This is a genomic window from Actinoplanes sandaracinus (assembly GCF_030009775.1).
Classification (GTDB): domain Bacteria; phylum Actinomycetota; class Actinomycetes; order Mycobacteriales; family Micromonosporaceae; genus Actinoplanes; species Actinoplanes sandaracinus.
This window is the reverse complement of sequence record NZ_JASCTH010000021.1, coordinates 120,386-135,573: the sequence shown is the minus strand read 5'-3', so window position 1 is coordinate 135,573 and position 15,188 is coordinate 120,386. Positions and strand designations below refer to the sequence as shown.

At 71.4% G+C, this 15,188-nt stretch carries 17 protein-coding genes; 14 read left to right on the top strand and 3 right to left on the bottom strand.

The annotated features are described in order from the left end of the window. The first annotated feature begins 21 nt into the window (after nucleotides 1–21). The gene (locus QLQ12_RS29415; RefSeq protein ID WP_282763815.1) at nucleotides 22–615 is read left to right on the top strand and encodes a TIGR03086 family metal-binding protein; all 594 of its coding nucleotides are present in this window, start codon (nucleotides 22–24) and stop codon (nucleotides 613–615) included. Between the two features lie 37 nt (nucleotides 616–652). Here the strand turns inward: QLQ12_RS29415 and QLQ12_RS29410 are convergent, their stop codons facing one another. Next, entirely contained in the window at nucleotides 653–1,006 is a 354-nt protein-coding gene (locus QLQ12_RS29410; RefSeq protein ID WP_282763813.1) for an STAS domain-containing protein, read from the bottom strand. 106 nt (nucleotides 1,007–1,112) lie between these two features. Here QLQ12_RS29410 and QLQ12_RS29405 point away from each other — a divergent pair, with 106 nt between their 5' ends. From QLQ12_RS29405 to QLQ12_RS29395, 3 genes are all read left to right on the top strand, one after another. Further along, nucleotides 1,113–2,645, top strand: coding sequence for a GGDEF domain-containing protein (locus QLQ12_RS29405; protein ID WP_282763811.1), 1,533 nt, complete (start codon nucleotides 1,113–1,115; stop codon nucleotides 2,643–2,645). Nucleotides 2,646–2,744: 99 nt separating this feature from the next. Then, nucleotides 2,745–3,707, top strand: a complete 963-nt coding sequence (locus QLQ12_RS29400) for a diacylglycerol/lipid kinase family protein (protein ID WP_407651621.1) — start codon at nucleotides 2,745–2,747, stop codon at nucleotides 3,705–3,707. 140 nt (nucleotides 3,708–3,847) lie between these two features. Then, on the top strand, nucleotides 3,848–5,902 hold the full coding sequence (locus QLQ12_RS29395) for a cellulose binding domain-containing protein (protein ID WP_407651616.1): 2,055 nt from the start codon (nucleotides 3,848–3,850) through the stop codon (nucleotides 5,900–5,902). A gap of 4 nt (nucleotides 5,903–5,906) precedes the next feature. Here QLQ12_RS29395 and QLQ12_RS29390 read toward each other — a convergent pair whose 3' ends face one another. Next, nucleotides 5,907–6,872 (bottom strand): saccharopine dehydrogenase NADP-binding domain-containing protein, encoded by a 966-nt coding sequence (locus tag QLQ12_RS29390; RefSeq protein ID WP_282763808.1) that lies wholly within the window; start codon nucleotides 6,870–6,872, stop codon nucleotides 5,907–5,909. Nucleotides 6,873–6,913: 41 nt separating this feature from the next. Between QLQ12_RS29390 and QLQ12_RS29385 the strand changes: the two genes are divergently transcribed. Together QLQ12_RS29385 and QLQ12_RS29380 are read left to right on the top strand one after the other, a co-directional pair. After that, nucleotides 6,914–7,528 carry a TetR family transcriptional regulator gene (locus QLQ12_RS29385; RefSeq protein WP_282763807.1) on the top strand — a complete coding sequence of 205 codons (615 nt, stop codon included), beginning with the start codon at nucleotides 6,914–6,916 and terminating at the stop codon, nucleotides 7,526–7,528. A gap of 80 nt (nucleotides 7,529–7,608) precedes the next feature. Continuing rightward, nucleotides 7,609–7,989, top strand: a complete 381-nt coding sequence (locus QLQ12_RS29380) for an HPF/RaiA family ribosome-associated protein (protein WP_282763806.1) — start codon at nucleotides 7,609–7,611, stop codon at nucleotides 7,987–7,989. A gap of 60 nt (nucleotides 7,990–8,049) precedes the next feature. Here the strand turns inward: QLQ12_RS29380 and QLQ12_RS29375 are convergent, their stop codons facing one another. Then, entirely contained in the window at nucleotides 8,050–8,688 is a 639-nt protein-coding gene (locus tag QLQ12_RS29375) for a TetR/AcrR family transcriptional regulator (protein WP_282763805.1), read from the bottom strand. 109 nt (nucleotides 8,689–8,797) lie between these two features. Between QLQ12_RS29375 and QLQ12_RS29370 the strand changes: the two genes are divergently transcribed. The 8 genes from QLQ12_RS29370 (at nucleotide 8,798) to QLQ12_RS29335 (ending at nucleotide 14,910) form a co-directional block, all read left to right on the top strand. Continuing rightward, the gene (locus QLQ12_RS29370; protein WP_282763804.1) at nucleotides 8,798–10,144 is read left to right on the top strand and encodes a cytochrome P450; all 1,347 of its coding nucleotides are present in this window, start codon (nucleotides 8,798–8,800) and stop codon (nucleotides 10,142–10,144) included. Nucleotides 10,145–10,218: 74 nt separating this feature from the next. Continuing rightward, the gene (locus QLQ12_RS29365) at nucleotides 10,219–11,031 is read left to right on the top strand and encodes an SDR family NAD(P)-dependent oxidoreductase (protein WP_282763892.1); all 813 of its coding nucleotides are present in this window, start codon (nucleotides 10,219–10,221) and stop codon (nucleotides 11,029–11,031) included. Then, complete coding sequence (locus QLQ12_RS29360) at nucleotides 11,028–12,518, top strand: flavin-containing monooxygenase (RefSeq protein WP_282763803.1); 1,491 nt, start codon at nucleotides 11,028–11,030, stop codon at nucleotides 12,516–12,518. The genes QLQ12_RS29365 and QLQ12_RS29360 overlap by 4 nt, the downstream gene beginning before the upstream one ends. Before the next feature lie 20 nt (nucleotides 12,519–12,538). Then, on the top strand, nucleotides 12,539–13,141 hold the full coding sequence (locus tag QLQ12_RS29355; RefSeq protein ID WP_282763802.1) for a hypothetical protein: 603 nt from the start codon (nucleotides 12,539–12,541) through the stop codon (nucleotides 13,139–13,141). Between the two features lie 227 nt (nucleotides 13,142–13,368). Continuing rightward, nucleotides 13,369–13,716 (top strand): hypothetical protein, encoded by a 348-nt coding sequence (locus tag QLQ12_RS29350; protein WP_282763801.1) that lies wholly within the window; start codon nucleotides 13,369–13,371, stop codon nucleotides 13,714–13,716. Then, nucleotides 13,713–14,144 carry a rhodanese-like domain-containing protein gene (locus QLQ12_RS29345; RefSeq protein ID WP_282763800.1) on the top strand — a complete coding sequence of 144 codons (432 nt, stop codon included), beginning with the start codon at nucleotides 13,713–13,715 and terminating at the stop codon, nucleotides 14,142–14,144. The genes QLQ12_RS29350 and QLQ12_RS29345 overlap by 4 nt, the downstream gene beginning before the upstream one ends. Beyond that, nucleotides 14,144–14,584 (top strand): MerR family transcriptional regulator, encoded by a 441-nt coding sequence (locus QLQ12_RS29340; protein WP_282763799.1) that lies wholly within the window; start codon nucleotides 14,144–14,146, stop codon nucleotides 14,582–14,584. The genes QLQ12_RS29345 and QLQ12_RS29340 overlap by 1 nt, the downstream gene beginning before the upstream one ends. Continuing rightward, nucleotides 14,581–14,910, top strand: coding sequence for a hypothetical protein (locus tag QLQ12_RS29335; protein ID WP_282763798.1), 330 nt, complete (start codon nucleotides 14,581–14,583; stop codon nucleotides 14,908–14,910). Before QLQ12_RS29340 ends, QLQ12_RS29335 begins: the two co-directional genes overlap by 4 nt. Nucleotides 14,911–15,188 lie beyond the last annotated feature (278 nt).

Sequence of the window (15,188 nt, the reverse complement as noted above, 5' to 3'; positions counted from 1 at the left end):
GCATGCATAGATGATAAGCGCATGCCTACGAAATTCCTGGAGCTGGTGGCCGTGGACCGCCGGGCCGTCGAGCACAGCATCGAGCTGCTGACGCCGGTGACCTCGCGTGATCTATCGCGCCGCACGCCGTGCGAGGGATGGTCGCTGGCGGACCTGATCGCCCACATGACCGCACAGCACCGCGGGTTCGCCGCGGCGGCGGCCGGCCGGGGCGCCGATCCCCGGCCATGGCGGGTCCGGCCCCTCGGCGACGACCCCGTCGCCGGTTACCGGGAGGCCGCGGCCGAGGCGCTGGCCGCCTTCCCCGAAGCCGAGGCCGCGGCCTTCACCATGCCGGAGATCGCGCCGCAGACCTTCCCGGGGAGCATGGCGGTCGGCTTCCACCTGGTCGATTATCTGGTGCACTCCTGGGATGTGGCGGCCGCGCTCGGCGTGCCGGTGCGGGCCGATCCCGAGGTCGTCGCGGCCGCGCTGCCGATCGCCCTCGCGGTGCCCGACGACGGTCAGCGCCTCTCCCCCGGCGCTCCGTTCCGTCCGGCGGTGGCCGTCACCGGCGCGGTGGACCCACTCGATCGTGTCCTCGCCGCGCTGGGCCGCGATCCGTCCTGGCGCTGACCCGCGGCCCGGGGCCGGATCGCGCCCAGGACGACCGTCAGCCGTGGGCCGGCGGAGGGTCGAACAGATAGTCGAGGCCGACGACGGTGAGCACCCGTTTGACGACGCCGTCGGCGCTGGCCAGCCGGAAGGCGATGCCCGCCCGGTCGGCGGCCAGGTGGCCCTCGATGAGGGCCCCGATCGCCTCGGAGTCGATGAAGGTGACCTGGTGGAGGTCGACGACGATGCGGGCGGCGGCGTCCGCCTCGACGATGCCGAGCAGCCGGCCGGCGAGCTCGTCGCGGCTGTCGATGTCGAATTCCCCCGCGAGCTGGACTCGGGAGGTCACCACGCCGTCGGCGTCGGCGCCGGCCGGATGCGATGCGATCGTGAAGTAGTCGTGCGCCACCATGTTTGTCTACCAGCAAACATCGCGGTTCTCACGTCGAGCGGCCCCGCAAAGCGCCGACCTTTGCCGACTGATGCGGAATCGCCGCCGGACAGCCGATCAAGAGTGGGTGACCGCCTTGCTCGCGCTCGCGGTGATCTTCGCGGTTGCTGTGGTGATCTCCCTGACGGTGGCCGTGGCAGCCTGGCGGCGCCGTGGCGAGGCCGTCGGCTTCGGCGCCATCACGGTGCTGGCCTCCGGCGCCGGCTGGTGGTCGGCGATGGCGCTGGCCGGGCTGTTCGTCCGGGACCCGGCTCTCGCGCTGTGGTTCGTCGCGCTGGCCTACCCGGGCGTCTTCACGCTGGTCGCCGGGTGGTGGGCGACCGCACGCGCGCTCACCGACCGATCGTGGCGCCTGCGCCGGCGCACCGCCGCGATCCTGGCCGTCGAACCCGTGCTGTGCACCGTGGCCCTTGCCACGAATCCGTGGCACCACCTGTTCCTGGACCACCTCCGGACCACCGGCGTCGACGGGGTCCTCGCCGCGGCCTTCGGGCCGCTGTTCTGGCTCCACGCGGCTTACAGCTATCTGCTGGTGACGCTGTCGACAGTCATGATCATCCAGACGTACGCCCGGGACACCCGCCGCTACCGGGGTTACCTGCTGGCCGTCCTGGCGTCCGTGCCGTCGCTCGCGATCAACGTGGCCACCAGGCTCTCCGGTGGGCGCCTGGTGGACCTGACGGCGATCGGGTTCGCGATCGGCGCGCCGATGATGTACCGGGTGGTCCGCGCCGGATCGGGCCCGGCGTCGGCTCCGGTCACCTACCGCGACCTGATCCGGACCATGACCGACCTCGTCATCGTCGTGGACGAGCGGAATCGGGTCATCGACCACAACCCGGCGGCGGCCGAACTGGTGGCCCACCTCGACGCCGGGGTGTGCGACGGGCTCCCGGCCGCCGGGGAAGCCGAGCTCACCGTCGCCGGCATCGACCTGAGCGTCCGGGTCAGCGCGCTGGCCGAGTCACGCAACGGAACCGCCGCGCGGCTGCTGATGGCCCGGGACATCACCGCGCAGAACCGGCAACGCGCCGCCCTGGAGGAGGCGAACAGCCGGTTGCGAGCACAACTGGTCACCATCGAGAAGCTCCGCAACGATCTCGCCGAGCAGGCCGTCCGAGACCATCTGACCGGGCTGCACAATCGGCGTCACCTCATGACCCGTCTCGGCGAGATGCTGGACGCGGGCCGTACCCCCTGCTTCGCCCTGATCGACATCGACCATTTCAAGCAGGTCAACGACCGGTACGGCCACAGCATCGGCGACGTGGTGCTCCAGCGGGTGGCCGGTGTCCTCGCCGCGGCCGCCCGCGACGGCGACGTGGTGGCCCGTTACGGCGGCGAGGAGTTCGCCATCGTCTTCGGCGACGCCGGCATCACCGAGGCGGCCGCCCGCGTCGAGGCGTTGCGCCGGCAGGTGCGGGCCACGCCCGTGCGATGCGGGGACGTCACGGTGCCGGTGACGTTCAGTGCCGGCCTCGCCACCGCCGACGACGCGGCCGGGGTCACCGGCCTCATCGATGCCGCCGACATGGCGCTCTACGCGGCCAAGACCAGTGGGCGCGACCGGGTGAGCGTCAGCGCTCCGGCCCCCGTTTGAGGATCACCGCCGGCGGACATCTATAGGCCGACGCACTGACGACCGCCACCGTCCCGGGATTCCGGGGCCGGCGGCGGTCGTCTCTGCCCGACCGTGAGGATCCCTGTGGACGCACTGACATCACCCCGCCCCCCGCGGTCGGCCGTCGTCGTGAACCCGGTGAAGGTGCCCGACCTCGATGAGCTGCGCCGGACCGTCACCGACGCGCTGACGGCGCGGGGCTGGCCGGAACCGATGTGGCTGGAGACCACCGTGGAGGACCCCGGCGCGGGCCAGGCCGCCCAGGCGGTCCGCGACGGCGCCGAACTCGTCTTCGCCTGCGGCGGCGACGGCACCGTGATGGCCTGTGTCACCGCCCTGGCCGGAACCGACGTCGCCCTGGCCGTGCTGCCCGCCGGCACCGGCAACCTCCTGGCCGCCAACCTCGGGCTCGGCAGCGACCTCGCCACCGGCCTCGGGGTCGTGCTCCAGGGCGGCCGCCGCCGCATCGACGTCGGCGTCGTCGGTGACCGGAGTTTCGCCGTCATGGCCGGCATGGGCTTCGACGCCCATATGCTCGACGCCACCAACGACACCGCGAAGAAGCACATCGGATGGCTCGCCTACGTCGCCGGGGCCCTGCGGCACCTGCGGGACCGCCCGATGCGTGTGCGCATCGCCCTCGACGGCCGGCCGGCATTCACCCGCCGGCCGCGCACCGTCATCGTCGGCAACGTCGGACGGCTCCAGGGCGGGATCCGGCTGCTCGACGAGGCTCAGCCCGACGACGGGCTACTCGACGTCGCCGTCCTCAGCCCGCGAACCCTGCGTGACTGGCTCGCCCTCGGCTGGGGCGTCCTGCGCCGCAAGAACACCGTCGCCCGCATGGAGACCTACACCGCGACGCGTGTCGAGATCACCAGTAAACGGGCGCAGCCACGCCAGCTCGACGGCGACCTCATCGAGCCGGGCAGAAACCTGCTGATCACCGTACGGCCGCGGGCGCTGCTGTTGTGCGTGCCGCAACCGGCGACGGACCCCGACCTCGCGCACGACGCGGCCCGGGCGGCCGACGCCCTCTGACACCCGCGGCGAGACCGCGGAAACGTGCGGGCGGACCGCCGGCCAGTTCTGCCGCCGCCGCGTGGCGCTCATTGACAGACTTCTTTCCACGAGCGGACTATGGGAGCGCTCCCACATCCCCCTCGTCAGTGGAGACCCCCGTGCAGATCACTCAGCTGCGGAACCGGTTGGCGGGCGCCGTCCTGCTCGCCGCCGTCACCGCCGTCCTTCCGCTGCCAGCCGGCGCCCACGCCACCACCTCGGTCACCTCATCCGCCGCCGGCACGCGCGTCGACGTCGACGTCCGGGCCGGTCTCGCCACCGTCGGCGCCGACGCCGTCGGCGTCAACCACGCCATCTGGGACTCCCAGCTCGGCACCCCCGCCGTCGCCGACCTGCTGAGCGACGCCGGCGTGCGGATGCTGCGCTACCCCGGGGGCTCGTACGCCGACATCTACCACTGGCGCGACCACACCGCGCCCGGCGGCTACGTCGCTCCGAACACCGACTTCGACACGTTCATGGCCGGCGCCCAGCGCACCGGCGCGGAACCGATGATCATCGCCAACTACGGCACCGGCACCGCTCAGGAAGCCGCCGACTGGGTCCGCTACGCCAACATCACCAAGGGGTACGGCGCCACCTACTGGACGATCGGGAACGAGAACTACGGCAACGGCCACTACGGCTCGGCCTGGGAGGCCGACGAGCACGCCGACAAGAGCCCCAAGGAGTACGCGGCGACCGTCGTCGCGTACGCGAACGCGATGAAGGCCGTCGACCCCAGCATCAAGATCGGCGCCGTGCTGACCATGCCCGGCAACTGGCCCGACGCCATCGTCGGCGCCGGCGACCAGGGAAGCTGGAACCAGGAGGTGCTGACCCGCGCCGGGTCGGTCATCGACTTCGTGGACGTGCACTGGTACCCCGGCGGCAACACCCCCGCCGAGACACTCACCAAACCCGCCCAGATCCAGGACGCCGTCCACCTGCTGCGGCAGCAGATAGACCGGCACGCGGGCGGCGACCCCGGCCGGATCGGCATCAGCATGACCGAGACCAACGTCGAGATCGGCCGCAACACCCAGCCGGGCGCGCTGTTCCTGGCCGACGTCTACAGCGGGCTGCTCGCCCAGGGCGTCTTCACCGTGCACTGGTGGAACGTGCACAACGGACTCGGCGACGTCACCACGGTCGCCGGGCACACCGACTACGACGACTACGGGCTGCTCTCCAGCGGCAACTGCAACGCCGACGGCTCCGTCTGCCAGCCGCCGCTAAACACGCCGTTCGCGCCGTACCACGCTCTCGACCTGGTCGGCGACTTCGCCCGGCCCGGCGACCGGTTCGTCGGCAGCGGCAGCGACAACCCGCTGGTCAGCTCGCACGCCGTGCGCCGGGCCAACGGTGACGTCGCGGTGCTGCTGGTCAACAAGGACGAGACCGCGGCACACACCGTGTCGCTCGGCTACCACGGGTTCACCCCGGCGGCCGGCACGCCCACCGTGGCCACGTTCACCAACGGCGCCGACGGGATCGCCACCGCCCCGGCCGGCACCGCGGCTTCGCAGACGCTTGCGCCGTACTCCATCACGCTCTTGACCTTGAAGCCCGCCCGGACCGAGACGGCCGCGCCGCAGGCGCCGGGCCGGCCCGCCGCGACCGTGACCGACCGCACCGCGACGATCTCCTGGCCCGCTCTCGGCGGCGGCGTCAAGTACGAGGTGTACCGGCAGAACGGCGGCGTCAGCGACCTGCTCGGCGAGACCACCGGCACCTCGCTGACCGCCGGCAATCTGGAACCGGGCCGCCGCTACACGATCAACGTGCTGGCCCGCGACGGGGCCGGCCGGCTCTCCCCCGCCTCGCCGCCGCTGACCTTCACCACCGGCACGCCCGCGAACGCCGCCTGCACGGTGAGGTTCCGCGACGTCAACAACTGGGGCAACGGGTATGTGGGACAGGTGGACATCACGAACAACGGGCCCGCGATCAACGGCTGGACCCTGGCGTTCACCTGGCCGACCGCGTGGCAGAGCGTGAACAGTGGATGGAACGCCACCTGGAACCAGAGCGAGCGCACGGTACGCGTGACCAGCGACGGCAGCCTGGCGCCCGGAGCCTCCACCTCCGCCGGGTTCGTCGGCTCCTACAGCGGGCCCAACGTGCCGCCGGCCGTGTTCACGCTGAACGGCGCCGTCTGCACCAGCGGATAACCTCTCACCGCTTCGAGGGCACGCCGCCGAGGTCGAGCTGAAAACCCTCGGCGGCGAGTCCGGTGAGGAACTCGGCCGGGTCGACCCGGTCCTCGATGTGGGCGACGCCGGGGCGCATGCCGGGCAGGCGGCGGATCACGTGGGCGGCGAAGAGGCCGGTGGCGCGACTCTGCCGGTGGCCGGTGAACGAGACCCGCAGATCGCCGGCCTCCACGGTCACCGCGAAACCCTCACCGCCCAGGTGCAGACCGCCGAACACGGCGTCGGTGAGGCCGCGCAGAGCCGGGCGGCGCAGCAGGTTCGCGACGGCCGGGCGGTTCGCGGCACCCAGCATCGCGGTCGCCGGGCGCGAGTCCAGCGCCAGGCCCGTCCGGACGTCCGGCAGGTCGAGGGTGTGCTGGTCGGAGAAGGGAAAGCGGTGCACGGTGCGCCGCCCGTACGGCGCGGGGAAGCCGGCCGTCCAGGTGCCGCGCTCCTGGCCGAGGCCGTCGACGGTCCAGCCGACGGCGGCGGCGCCGTGGCGTTCGCCGGAGCCGAGCAGCACCCCGATCCGCACCGGCCGGCCGGGAGCGCGCCCGGCCGCGTAGCGGGCCAGCAGGTTCGTCACGCCGGGGGCGATGCCGACGCTGAGGACCGCGGTGGCGCCGCCGGAGTCGAGCTTCTCCAGTTGCGCGAGCACCGACGGCGTGGCGGAGATGTCCACGTAGTCGATGCCGCGGTCGAGGCAGGCGCGGGCCATTCGGGCGTTGCCCGTCTCGGTGCACATGAGCACGGCGCCGACCCCGTCGAGGGCCTCGTCGAGCCGGCCGGCATCGGTCACGTCCAGCCGCACCGCGGTCGCGCCGGGGACCGTCCGGGCCCGCTCCGGACGGCGGCCGGCGACCAGGACGGCCGTATCGGCGACCAGGGCGGCGGCGGCTTCGCGGCCGACCGCGCCGTAGCCACCGACGATCAGGGTTTTTGTAGTCATGCTCTAAGAATGTTTCTGTAGTGACGCTATAGTCAAGTCTTGTGACCGGAAAAACCGACGGACGCGCGGCGCGGGCCCGCGCCACCCGCGCCCGCATCACCGCCGCGGCCACCGAGACCTTCACCACGGCCGGATATGCCACGACCAGCATCACCGCGATCGCGGCCGCCGCCGGAGTCAGCGAGCAGACCGTCTATTACTCGTTCGGCAACAAGCGGGCCGTGCTGGTCGCCGCCCTCGACCAGGCGATCGCCGGCGACGACGAGCCGATCCCCACCCTCGAACGCCCCTGGGTGCGCGCCGCCCTCGCCGAACCCGGCCCGCACCGCCAGATCGAACGACAGGTCGAAGGCGTCGGCGAAGTCCTGCGCCGGGCCGCCCGGCTGCTCGACATCATCCGCAACGCCGCGGCCGACCCCGAGCTCGCGGAGGTCTGCGCCACCAGCATCAACCACCACCGCGAGGTCCAGCGCGCCTTCGCCGCCGCCCTCGCCGCCAAGACACCTCTGCGTACGGACGTCGCCGCCGCCGCGGACACCGCCGTCGCCCTGCTGGCCCCCGAGACGTACCTGCTGCTCGTCGACCACCTGGGCTGGAGCCACGAGCGCTGGCGCGACTGGGCGGCCGACTGCCTCGCCCGCACCCTGATCCGTTGATCATGAACGGGTGGGCGGATTTGTTTTGACCAGGTTGGGTACGAGGTCTATGACCGTTTCCGCCGGACAGAGGAGATCACATGAGTGCCGTCGCCAACCCGGCCACCATTGCGGAGTGCCTGCGTGTCGGGGCCGGATTCTCGCAGGGCGACCTGAACTGGCTCACCGAGCAGTTCAACGTCCTGGACCCCCGGCTCGCCTCCTTCCACGCCGACTCCTCGGAACTGGAGATCTCCGTCAAGGACCGGGCCGCACGCGGCCAGAAGGTCACCCTCGAGGCATGGCTCAGCGGCGGCGAGAAGTTCGTCGCGACGTCGTCCGAGGAAGACCTGCACGCGGCCGTCATGGACGTCCGCGATGACCTGCGGCGCCAGCTCAGCGACGCCAAGACCAAGCACGAGCCGCGGCACAACCGGCACCTGCGTGAGGTCCCCCAGCCCGTCGTCGACCTGGACCAGTGACCCGAGGGTGTGCCCCGGCGGCGCCGGGGCACACCGCGGGACCGCCCTGGACGCCGGCGGTCAGCGGCCCGGGATCCGGGGGGTGGGGCTGAGCAGGGCGGTGCAGGCATGGACGGCGAGTTCGGTGTTGTCGCTGATGCGCCCACCGTCCTCGACGGTGGAGGCGGTCAGCTCGCGGAGTCCGCCGAGCAGCATGATCGCGAGTTGTCGCGGCACCGGGCCGGCCCCGACCGTGCGCCATTCGGCGGTGCCGCAGAGGGTCTGGATCATGGTGACGAAGGCTTCCATCGTGTCGCGTTGAAGCCGGCGGGCCGCGGTGCCGAGCGACGGCACGTCGCGGATCCAGCTGAGGGTGATCGCGGGCCGGGACTCCGCGGAGGCGATCCAGGCCTCGACGGCTTGGCGCACCTGACTGGGCCACGGCGCGTTCTCGTCGACGGCGGCCGAGATCTGGCGGATCATCTCGGCGTTGGTGTCGGTCAGGAGCGCGACGAAGCAGGCTTCCTTGTCGGAGAAATGCTCGTAGAAAGTACGCCGTGAGGTACGCGCGCGCCGCACGATGCCGGCGACCGTGGTGTTCCGGTAACCGTCCTCCGTGATCGAGGTGACCAGGCCGTCCAGCAGCCGTCGGCGGAATCGGCCGGTGTCGTCGTTCGCGGTCGCGGTCGGCTCGCCGGCGTGTAGGTGCGGCACGGTCATCACTGTGGCCACGGTATACCTCGTATCCGGCCGGCTCCCTTGTCCCAATTGGTACGCGAGCGTACCGTTCCGGTGGTACGTCCGCGTACCGCTTGGAGGTGGTGCTCCGATGACGACCGTCACGCTTCCGCCGGGTCCCTCGAAACCACGTGCCGTACAGGGTGTGTACGCGCTGACCGTCCCGCACCGCGGGATGCGCCGGATGCGAGACCGCTACGGAGACGCCTTCACCGTGAACGTGCCGACGTTCGGCCGGGCCGTGGTCATCAGCGATCCCGCCGAGGTCAGGCAGGTGTTCATGACCGGTCCGGAGCTCGCGGACAAATCCGACCGCAATCTCGGCCGGGTGCTCGGTCCCGGCTCGTTGTTCGCCCTCGACGGCGACGAGCACCGCAGGCAGCGCAGGTTGCTCGTCCCGCCGTTCCACGGCCGCCGGCTGGCGGTCTACCAGAAGATCGTCGAAGAGGAGACGGTACGGGAGCTGGCGTCGTGGCCGCAGGGCCCCGCTTTCGCGACGCTGCCGTCGATGATGCGGATCACTCTGAACATCATCTTGCGCGCGGTGTTCGGCTCCGCGGGTGCCGAGTTCGCTGATCTGCGCGAGCTGTTGCCGCGGATGATCAAGCTCGGCTCGCGGCTGGCCGTGCTGCCCGTGCCCAGGATCGACCTCGGGCGGTGGAGCCCGTGGGGACGGTTCTGGGCGATGCGCCGGGAGTACGACGCGATCGTGGCGCGGCTGGTGGCCGACGGGCGGCAGGACGCGAAGCTCGACGAGCGCGACGACATCCTCGCGCTGATGCTGCAGAGCCGCTACGACGACGGCTCGCGGATGAGCGACAGCGAGATCGCCGATCAGCTGCTCACGCTCCTCGCCGCCGGGCACGAGACGACCGCGACGACGCTCGCCTGGGCGGTCGAGCGGCTTCGCCGCCATCCGGCGGTCCTGAGCGAGCTCGTCGACGAAGTGGACACCGGCGGCGACGCGCTGCGCGAGGCGGCGATCATCGAGGTGCAGCGCGCCCGTCCGGTGATCGACTTCGTCGGACGGCAGGTTCTCGCGGACCGCTTGCAGGTCGGCCGGTGGACCGTGCCGAAGGGGTACGCGGTGCTGGTCAGCATCACGCTGATGCACGACAACGAGTCGTTGTTCCCCAACGCCCAGACGTTCGATCCGCACCGCTTCCTCGGCACCCGGCCCGACCTGTACCAGTGGATCCCGTACGGCGGCGGCGGCCGCCGGTGCCTCGGTGCCGCTTTTGCGAACATGGAGATGAGCGTCGTCCTGGGCACGATGCTGCGCGACCTCACGTTGGTGCCGACCGACGAGCCCGGCGAGCATTGGCACTCGCGCGGCGTCGCCAACGCCCCGTCCCAGGGCGGCCGCGCCGTCGTCCGTCGCCGCGACGCCGCGCCGCTACCGTCCACCGCGGCCGGCGACGCCGGAGCCGGATCGTGACCGGGCGCGGCGGGTCCGTGCCGGCGAGAGCGCCGAGGGCTCGACGATCTCGCCGGATCGCCGGCCGTCCCGTGATGATCACCGGCGCCGCCTCCGGCATCGGGCGCAGCCTGGCCCGGCGGCTGTCCGGGCTGGGGTCGCCCGTCGCCATCGCCGATGTGGACGAGGCGGGGCTGAAGGCGACCGCGGCGGCGCTGCCCGGTCCGGTGCTCAGCCGCGTCATGGACGTCCGCGACGCGGCCGATCAGCTGCGGTTCGCCGACGAGGTGCGCGACTGGCTCCCGGCGCCGCTGGCGGCGGTGTTCAACAACGCCGGCGTCGCCGTGACATCGACCGTCGCGGGCGCCGTGCCGGAGGACGACGACTGGCTGTTCCAGATCAATTTCTGGGGTGTCGTGCACGGGACCCGGGCGTTCCTGCCGATCCTCGTCGAGCAGGACGACGGCGTCATCGTGAACACCTCAAGCGTGTTCGGACTGCTCGGCATGCCTTACCAGAGCGCCTACTGTGCCGCCAAGTTCGCCATCCGCGGGTTCACCGACGCCCTGCGTCAGGAACTGCGGGGCACCGGAGTGCGGGCGGTCACGGTGCACCCGGGCGGCATCACCACGAACATCGCCCGCAACGCACGCGTCCGTACCGACCCCGAGGGCCTCGGACGGACGAAGGAGCAGATGGCGGCACAGTTCGAGGCCGTGACCCTCACCTCGCCCGACAAGGCGGCGGCGATCATCCAGCACGGCGTCGAACGGGGCAGGGCACGGATTCTGGTCGGACCGGACGCCTACCTGTTCGACGCGCTCGCCCGGATCGCCCCCACCCATTACTACGCCGTGATCTCGCGCCTGCGGGCCGGGCTGCGTGCCCGGCGGAAGGAGTCCGCGTGACGGCGACGACCGAGCATCTCGATGTGCTGATCATCGGTGCCGGCCTGTCCGGCGTCGGGGCGGCACACCACCTCCAATCCGCCTTTCCCGGCCGGACCTACGCCATCCTCGAGGCCCGCGAAGCGATCGGCGGAACGTGGGACCTGTTCCGATACCCCGGCGTGCGGTCCGACTCCGACATGCACACCCTCGGCTACCGGTTCCGGCCGTGGACCCAGGCCAAGGCCATCGCCGACGGGCCGGCCATCCTGCGCTACATCCGCGACACCGCCGCCGAGGCGGGCATCGACCGGCGCGTCCGCTTCGGGCATCGGGTGGTACGTGCGGACTGGTCCACGCCGGACGCCCGCTGGACGGTCGAGGCTGTCCATGACGGCGAGACGGTCCGGCTGACCACCAATTTTCTGTACGTCTGCAGCGGCTACTACCGCTACGACGGCGGCTACGCGCCGGACCTGCCCGGTATCGAGCGGTTCGGCGGCACCGTCATCCACCCGCAGCACTGGCCGGAGAACCTCGACTACACCGGCAAGAAGGTCGTCGTGATCGGTAGCGGCGCGACCGCCGTGACGCTCGTGCCGGCCATGGCCGATCGGGCCGCACACGTGACGATGCTGCAGCGCTCGCCCACCTACATCCTGTCGTTGCCCGCCGAGGACCCGATCGCGAACCGGCTGCGGCGGGTGCTCGGCGCAGGCCGCGCCTATGCGATCGTGCGATGGAAGAACGTCGCGATGTCCACGCTGATCTACCAGCTGAGCCGGCGCCGTCCACACGTCATGAGGTCGTTGCTGCGGAAGGCGGCGATCCGTCAGCTCCCGCCCGGCTACCAGGTCGACACGCACTTCAAGCCCCGCTACCAACCGTGGGACCAGCGGCTGTGCTTCGTGCCCGACGGTGACCTGTTCGCCGCGATCACGCGAGGACGGGCATCCGTGGTGACCGACCGCATCGCCGAGTTCACCGAGGCGGGACTGCGCCTGGAGTCCGGCGCCGAACTCGAGGCGGACGTCGTCGTCACCGCCACCGGGCTGCGGTTGCTGGCCCTCGGTGGCCTCCGGCTCGCCGTCGACGGCCGCGCGGTCACGCTTCCGGAGACCATGGCCTACCGGGGCATGATGCTCAGCGGCGTACCGAACTTCGCCTTCACCGTCGGTTACACGAACGCGTCCTGGACCCTGAAGGCCGACCTCGTCAGCGAGTACGTCGTCCGGCTGCTGCGGTATCTCGACGCGCACGGCTACGACCAGTGCGTGCCGATCAACGACGATCCGGCCGTCACCGAGCGGCCACTGCTCGACTTCCAGGCCGGCTACGTGCTGCGCTCCATCGACGAGTTCCCCAAGTCCGGCTCGCGGGCCCCGTGGCATATGGGCATGAGCTACGCGCACGACCTGCTGAAGCTCCGGCACGGCCGGATCGAGGACGGCGCCATGCGGTTCTCCCGCCGGCCGGCGAGCCAGGAGGCCGCCCGGCAGCCGGCGTAACCAACCGACGCTGCGGGAAGGTGTCCTCATGCGACCGTACGTGGGGACCGATCGGTGCGAACTTCCTGGCCGCCGGCATCGTCGGCGTGACGCTGCCCGTCTTCGGCAACTGGCAGTCGCAGGTCATCATCATGGGCACCATCAGGCTGGTGCTCCGCATCGTGATCATATTCTTCATCGCGGACCTGTCGCCCGCGTTGCGGGCGCGCGTCATCACCTCGGAGTCGGACAACGGCCGGGCGAGCCTCGCTCAGTTGATCGGGGTCAACGCACTGCTCGGCGTCGCGAGCGCGGCCACATATGCGCCCTGGATGGCGCTCTTCTCCGAGGACATGGAGGATCTGCGGCCGGATCTTCAGGCCACGGCGTGGGGAGCGTTCGGTCTCTCCGTCCGGCTCATGATCGTGGTGGTGCTGGTCGTGTCGCCGGTCGTCGCGGCCGGTGGCACGGGATGGAGCCGGTGGCTGCTCATCGCGACGCTCTGCAACGTGCTCTTCCTCCCCGTGCTGTTCCTGTTCGGCGGTGGCTGGCGGCGCGTTCCGCCGGCCGTCGCCAAGCCGGCGGCCCGGACCGCCCGCGGCGGGGGCGACGGTGGAGAGCCGCGCGGCTGCCCTGAACCCTGACGCGCTGATGTCGTCAGTCGTCGCCGGCCTCGGCGACACGCCGCCCCGGTTCTGCCTCGACCAGGTCCCCCGGCCGTCTACGAAAGCCCGGGTCCGGGACCTTCGTTGCGCCCGGCGCTGGACTTGATGTGCTGAGATCGGAGGTTGCATCCGGTACCCAGGTACAGGCTTACCGTCGAGGGGACGGCGCCGGTGCGGCGCTGGAACCGCTGAACGAGGAGCCCGGGATGTCGATCGTTGTCCCCGATGCGTGCACGTTGCCCACGGCGGAGAGGCCGTTGCGGCTGGCCGAGTTCGATGACCTGTTCGCCACGGCGGTCCGCCGGGTCGAGCCGATCACCGCTACCCACGTCCGGCTATGGCTGACCGGCCCGGCCGGGCTGGAGGCCACGGTCCGTGACCTGACCGCGCGGGAAACCGCGTGCTGCTCGTTCCTCACCTTCGCCGTGACCGGTGAGCCCGCCGACGACGGTACGGCACTGACCCTTGACGTCGAGGTTCCCGGCAAATACGCCGACGTGCTCGCGTCCCTCAGCGAGCGGGCCGGCACGGTGTCGGCCCGGGGGACATCATGACCACCGCATTGCTGGATCTGGCAGAACTCGCAGCCCGCGCCGACGTGCCCGCCGAGCGGCTACGGCACTACGCCGAGACCGCCGTGCGGCAGATCGACCGTGACGACCTGGGCGCACTGCTCGACGCCGGCGCCGTCACCCTCGTAGAGGCGTCGCCGGTGCCGCACCACGACGCCGAGCACCTCCCGGGAGCGGCGAACCTGCCGGGCGAATTGTCGGCCGACCGCGCCGCTCGGCTCGCCCCGGAGCGGGCCGGGACCGTGGTCACCTGCTGTGCCGGCCCGTCATGCGGCCGGTCCACGGTCGCCGCCGCCGGGTTCATCCGGCTGGGCTGTGCCGACGTGCGCCTCCACAACGGCGGCAAGACCGACTGGTCCGAGGCAGGACTCCTGTCTGCGGGTGCCCGCGCGACGCCGACGGTGGCGTGATGATCTCCCCGGACCGGGGCGGGCTGCGCACCGGTGAGGTCGCCGAACAGGCCGGCGTCAACGTCCAAACCCTGCGTTACTACGAACGCCGGGGCCTGCTGACCGAGCCGGCCCGCAGCAACGGCGGACACCGGCTCTATCCACCTGACACTGTCGCGCTGCTGAACGTCATCAAGGCCGCGCAACGGCTCGGGTTCACCCTCGATGAGGTCGCCGAACTCCTCGACACCGGCCGCCGCCGCCACCCGGCACCGGATCTGCGGCAGCGTGCGGTCGAGAAGATCGCCGAAATCGATCAGCGGATCGCCGACCTCACCACCATCCGCGGTGCGCTCACCGAGGTTGTCGACGCCCGCTGCGACAGCCTCACCAACTGCACCTGCGCTGATTGTCCCATCCCGTTCCTCACCATCGGCCGCCCCGACGGAGAACCCACATGAGCATGCCCGGTCAGCCGCCCCTCACGCGCGCCCCGCACCAGCACACACCGCCGACGGTCGACAACACCCCACCGACCCGCAGCAAGGTCACCGGTGGCCTCGCCGCCCTGGCCTGCGCCGCGTGCTGCGCGATTCCGCTGCTCATCGCCGCAGGTGTGCTCACCGGCGCGGGCGCGGCGGTCCTGGAGCAGACGCTGCTCGCGGTCGCCACCGGTCTGACCGTGCTCGCGTTGGGCATGTGGTGGCTGCACCGCCGCCGTAACACCCGGCGTGCCGCCGCGGCCGGAGGCGCCACCTGCGGCTGCGGCGGAGGTGGCGGCTGCTGAACCACACGGTGGTGCGGCGGCCCCGGGGCGTTATCTCCTGATCTTCGACATTCGAACCGGGGATCTTGGTGATCCTGATAGGTCAGGAGCCACGCTCCGTCGCCGGGCCCGTGACCTGGAGGACGAACGCGACACCCTGCGGAAAGCGGCCCGGTGTTTCGCCGGGAGACGCGCTGGTGAACCGTTTCGGAGTTCGTCGCCGACCACCAGCAGCGCCACGGCGTGCAGCGATCTTCGGCATTCATAGTTTCGGGGCCGAGCGAGCACCGTTCGCCGAC

Bases quoted from the DNA above. Each gene is read 5' to 3' on its own strand.
- QLQ12_RS29365 (WP_282763892.1), top strand. From the start codon at position 10,219: ATGATCACCGGCGCCGCCTCCGGCATCGGGCGCAGCCTGGCCCGGCGG.
- QLQ12_RS29380 (WP_282763806.1), top strand. From the start codon at position 7,609: ATGAGTGCCGTCGCCAACCCGGCCACCATTGCGGAGTGCCTGCGTGTC.
- QLQ12_RS29410 (WP_282763813.1), bottom strand. From the start codon at position 1,006: ATGGTGGCGCACGACTACTTCACGATCGCATCGCATCCGGCCGGCGCC.
- QLQ12_RS29335 (WP_282763798.1), top strand. From the start codon at position 14,581: ATGAGCATGCCCGGTCAGCCGCCCCTCACGCGCGCCCCGCACCAGCAC.
- QLQ12_RS29345 (WP_282763800.1), top strand. From the start codon at position 13,713: ATGACCACCGCATTGCTGGATCTGGCAGAACTCGCAGCCCGCGCCGAC.
- QLQ12_RS29350 (WP_282763801.1), top strand. From the start codon at position 13,369: ATGTCGATCGTTGTCCCCGATGCGTGCACGTTGCCCACGGCGGAGAGG.
- QLQ12_RS29370 (WP_282763804.1), top strand. From the start codon at position 8,798: ATGACGACCGTCACGCTTCCGCCGGGTCCCTCGAAACCACGTGCCGTA.
- QLQ12_RS29340 (WP_282763799.1), top strand. From the start codon at position 14,144: ATGATCTCCCCGGACCGGGGCGGGCTGCGCACCGGTGAGGTCGCCGAA.
- QLQ12_RS29415 (WP_282763815.1), top strand. From the start codon at position 22: ATGCCTACGAAATTCCTGGAGCTGGTGGCCGTGGACCGCCGGGCCGTC.
- QLQ12_RS29375 (WP_282763805.1), bottom strand. From the start codon at position 8,688: ATGACCGTGCCGCACCTACACGCCGGCGAGCCGACCGCGACCGCGAAC.
- QLQ12_RS29390 (WP_282763808.1), bottom strand. From the start codon at position 6,872: ATGACTACAAAAACCCTGATCGTCGGTGGCTACGGCGCGGTCGGCCGC.